Raw genomic sequence first — 3,357 nt, forward strand, 5'->3', positions numbered from 1 at the left:
CAGCGCTCCGCCGTGCTGCAGGGGGCCGCGCGGCTGCTGATGGAACGGCAGGAGGACCTCGCTCACATCGTCACGATGGAGGAGGGCAAAGTCCTTGCCGAGGCGCGGCTCGAAGTGGCGGTGGTCGCCAATCTGTTCAATTTCTATGCGGGCGAGACCTTCCGGCTCTATGGCCGCGCGCTGGTCCGCCCCGAAGGCATGCGCTCCACCGTGGTGCACGAGCCGGTGGGGCCGGTGGCAGCGTTTGCGCCGTGGAATTTCCCGGTCAGCAATTGCGGGCGCAAGCTGGGCGCCGCTATCGCGGCCGGCTGCTCGGTGATCCTGAAGGCGGCGGAGGAAACCCCTGCCTCGGCGCTCAGCGTGCTGCAAGCCCTGCTCGATGCCGGGCTCCCCGCCAATGTCGGCCAGGCCGTGTTCGGCGTGCCCGATGAAGTCAGCCGGCATCTGCTCGCCTCGCCGATCATCCGCAAGCTGAGCTTCACCGGATCGACCGTGGTGGGCAAGCATCTGGTCAAGCTGGCGTCGGAAGACATGAAGCGCACCACGATGGAACTAGGCGGCCACGGCCCGGTGCTGGTGTTTGCCGATGCCGATATCGAGCGCGCGCTCGATACGATGGTCGCCGCCAAATTCCGCAATGCAGGGCAAGTGTGCATCAGCCCCACGCGCTTCATCGTGGAAGAAGCCGCGTTCCCTGCCTTTCGCGATGGCTTTGCCGCGCGCGCGGCGGCGCTGCGCGTTGGCCCCGGGCTCGATGCAAATTCGCAAATGGGCCCGATGGCCAATCCGCGCCGCCCCGAAGCGATGGACCGCCTGATCGGCGATGCCAAAGCGCGCGGCGCGAAGCTGCACACCGGCGGCGAACGGCCCACCGGCGCGCACATCGGCAATGCCGGCTATTTCTATGCGCCCTCGGTGCTTTCCGAAATCCCGCTCGATGCTGCGATCATGAACGAGGAACCGTTCGGCCCGGTCGCGCTGATCAATCCCTTCGCGGGCGAGGAGGCTATGTTCGCCGAGGCCAACCGCCTGCCCTATGGCCTTGCGGCATACGCCTGGACGCAGGACGCCAAGCGCCAGCAACGCATCGGCCGCGAAATCGAAAGCGGCATGATCGGCATCAATACCGCTGCGGTGGGCGCTGCCGATTCGCCCTTCGGCGGCATGAAATGGTCGGGCCACGGCTCGGAAGACGGGCCGGAGGGCGTGATGGCCTGCCTCGTGACCAAGGCGGTGCACGAGGGGTGAGGGCGGCGTAACGGCCAGGGGGATGGCCGCGCAGGCCAAGCGTTGCTACGCCTCGCGCGCCGCTGCTGGCTGCCCTGCGAAGTGAGCCGACCATGATTCGACTTGTCCAAGCCGCCTGCGCCTTGCTCGCGCTCAACCTTGCTGCGCCAATGCCGCTGGCCCATGCCGCAGAAGAAGACACCCAGCTGTGGGTGGGGGCCATGGCCATGGTCGATGTGCCGCGCGGCGGGCAGGGCGGCAAGCCGCTGGTGATCATGGCAGACTGGCAATACCGCTACGCCGACGATGCTTCGCGGCTGGGCCAGGTTGTTGGCCGTGTGTCGCTGGGCATCCGTGTAAGGCCGACGATCGTCTTGTCGCAAGGCTATGCTTATGCCGGAACCCGCGCGCCGTCGGGGGCCACCACGCGCGAACACCGGCCGTTCCAGCAGGCGATGTTCCGCATTACCGGCAACGGCAAAGGGCCGACACTGATCGGACGGACCCGGCTGGAGGAGCGGTTTGTCGAAGGCGCGCCGGATATGGGCCTGCGCGCGCGCCAGATGCTGCGCGGCACAGCGCCGCTGGGCGGCGGCTTTCTGGCGATCGGCACCGCAGAAGCCTTCGTCAATCTCAATTCGGTCAGCTGGGGGCCGCGCGGCGGGTTTGACCAATCGCGCGTGTTCGCCGGGGTGGGCGTGCCGCTGGCCCGTGGCATCTGGATCGAGGCCGGATACATGAACCAATACGTCGCACGCTTTCGACGCGCCGACCGGATGAACCACAACATCAGCCTGACGCTGTCGCTGGTCAGATGATGGGATGCCGCGTGAACCATGGCGGTGCGTGAGGGGTTAGGCGTCAATGCAGTGGTCCGCGCACCCTTCGCTGTAACTTATAGTTGACAAACTCGCCCGAACTGTGCATTATAGTTGACATGGTAGAGGTTCGCCGCACTGCCGAATTCGTCGACTGGCTTTTGGCATTGCGGGATGTTCCGGCCCGTGCCCGGATTGCGAAGCGGATTGACCGGATCGCGCAGGGAAACTTTGGCGACGCCAAGGCGCTCGGCGATGGGCTTAGCGAGCTGCGCTTTGCGTTCGGGCCGGGTTACCGGGTCTATTACACCCGGCGCGGCGATGTCGTGGTCATCCTGCTTTGCGGCGGGGACAAAGGATCGCAAGACCGTGATGTCGAGCGGGCCAAGGCTATGGTCTGTGCGCTCGATCAGCAGGAGATGGGTTGATGGCAATCGAAACCAAAGTCTGGGACGCGGCCGAGGTGCTGAACACCCCGGCAGATATCGCCGCCTATCTCGATGCCTATCTGGAGGATGGCACCAGCGAGGAACTGCTCCGCGCGCTTAGCACGGTTGCCCGCTCGCATGGCATGTCGGCGCTGGCCCGTGAAACTGGCATCAGCCGCGAAGCACTCTACCGCGCATTCAGCGACAGCGGCAACCCGACGTTGGACACCTTGCTGCGCGTGATGCGGGCGCTGGGTGTCCGACTTGCTGTGGCGGCTTGAGGGGGCGGCGATTCAGGGGTTTTTGGATGTGTCACCCTAATTTCGACGCCATCTGCTTCAGCTTGATCGACAAATTCTGTAAGGCGGTTTGAATTACGGAGACAAGTCCGAAAACCCCTAGGCTCAGGACTCATTGATTGAGCCAAGGAGTTACGGTGACAGGTCCGAAAGCCCCTAATCTCCCCGTTACGCGAGGAGGGGTCGGCGTCACTAAAAACATCAAACCCAGTTCGCCATACCGCACGCCTTTCCTACTTCCCGCAAATCTGCGACAAGAACGCGCTCTGCTGCTGACGGCGGCCTGCGCTCTTTGATCCTGTGAACACCCCGCCAGAAAGTCTGGCGCGTAAGCCTGACGGGCACGCGAGATTTTGGATTGCTCCACGTGTCACCTTGTCACTTTGGCGAATTAAATATCTATTTTTAAAGATTTTTCCCGCCAAACAATAAGTTGACACAGTGTCAACTCTGTCAACTTATTGGCAAGCTCGACGCCGTCACTCTCCCCCGCGCGCCGCCTCGGCATTGGCCGCCAGCACCGCGTCCAGCGCCGTGGTATCGCTCAGCACCCAGATCTTGGCGATGCGGCCTCCGTCAAAGTGG

At 64.0% G+C, this 3,357-nt stretch carries 4 protein-coding genes; all 4 read left to right on the top strand.

The annotated features are described in order from the left end of the window. On the top strand, window positions 1-1,248 hold a 1,248-nt coding region (locus Q0O40_RS15720), incomplete at its 5' end, for an NAD-dependent succinate-semialdehyde dehydrogenase (protein WP_295532067.1). A gap of 92 nt (window positions 1,249-1,340) precedes the next feature. Continuing rightward, window positions 1,341-2,045 (top strand): DUF2490 domain-containing protein, encoded by a 705-nt coding sequence (locus tag Q0O40_RS15725; RefSeq protein WP_295532070.1) that lies wholly within the window; start codon window positions 1,341-1,343, stop codon window positions 2,043-2,045. Between the two features lie 119 nt (window positions 2,046-2,164). Next, on the top strand, window positions 2,165-2,473 hold the full coding sequence (locus Q0O40_RS15730; protein ID WP_295532073.1) for a type II toxin-antitoxin system RelE/ParE family toxin: 309 nt from the start codon (window positions 2,165-2,167) through the stop codon (window positions 2,471-2,473). Then, on the top strand, window positions 2,473-2,754 hold the full coding sequence (locus Q0O40_RS15735) for an addiction module antidote protein (RefSeq protein WP_295532076.1): 282 nt from the start codon (window positions 2,473-2,475) through the stop codon (window positions 2,752-2,754). The genes Q0O40_RS15730 and Q0O40_RS15735 overlap by 1 nt, the downstream gene beginning before the upstream one ends. Window positions 2,755-3,357 lie beyond the last annotated feature (603 nt).

It is taken from the genome of Novosphingobium sp. Chol11 (assembly GCF_945870625.1).
GTDB lineage: Bacteria > Pseudomonadota > Alphaproteobacteria > Sphingomonadales > Sphingomonadaceae > Novosphingobium.

Excerpts from the sequence above, each read along its gene's own strand:
- Q0O40_RS15725 (WP_295532070.1), top strand. The coding sequence starts at position 1,341 with ATGATTCGACTTGTCCAAGCCGCCTGCGCCTTGCTCGCGCTCAACCTT.
- Q0O40_RS15730 (WP_295532073.1), top strand. The coding sequence starts at position 2,165 with ATGGTAGAGGTTCGCCGCACTGCCGAATTCGTCGACTGGCTTTTGGCA.
- Q0O40_RS15735 (WP_295532076.1), top strand. The coding sequence starts at position 2,473 with ATGGCAATCGAAACCAAAGTCTGGGACGCGGCCGAGGTGCTGAACACC.